Here is a 480-nt window from a genome sequence, read left to right as displayed (position 1 = left end):
GCCCCCCAAGCGTCGGCTCCTGAGCAAGGAAGAGGTACACCGGAAGTGCGTGTTTGTCGAGCATGTCCCGCACCCACCCCAGCCAATGCAGAAAATTGGGATCATCACCGGAGAATCCGATAAGACAGAACACGTTCTCTAAGAGGGACTGCCTGACCATGTTAACGAAGGGCGCAAAGCGCTCAGGGTAGGTACGGTACTCCTCTTCAGTCAGGATGAAGGGGCGATGCGAGGGAAACGAGCCGTGCAACTTGACGATGCGACGTCGGCCCAGCACCTTGGACTGGGGAATGTCCTCGCGTGCGCAGACGGTGAAGTAGCCGACCTCGAACATCCGCTCGGCGGTGCGCCCCAGCAGGGTGTCGTAGTTGGTGGTGAAGATCACAGACCACGGCAACTCAAGGAGCTGTGTATGCAGCTTTCCCGGGAACACCTGATCGTCTGGAACGCATCGCTTGATGAGCATTTCCAGGTGAGCGG

The 480-nt window shown here is 58.5% G+C and carries 1 protein-coding gene; it reads right to left on the bottom strand.

The genetic code is table 11. The features are described from left to right. A partial coding sequence (locus KVS69_RS18745) for an SIR2 family protein (RefSeq protein ID WP_217539484.1) occupies nucleotides 1-480 on the bottom strand: 480 nt, incomplete at both ends.

The organism is Stenotrophomonas sp. GbtcB23, assembly GCF_019091045.1.
Classification (GTDB): Bacteria; Pseudomonadota; Gammaproteobacteria; order Xanthomonadales; family Xanthomonadaceae; genus Stenotrophomonas; species Stenotrophomonas rhizophila_A.
Note: the sequence above shows the minus strand (reverse complement) of the source record. Positions and strands in the feature narration are given on the sequence as shown.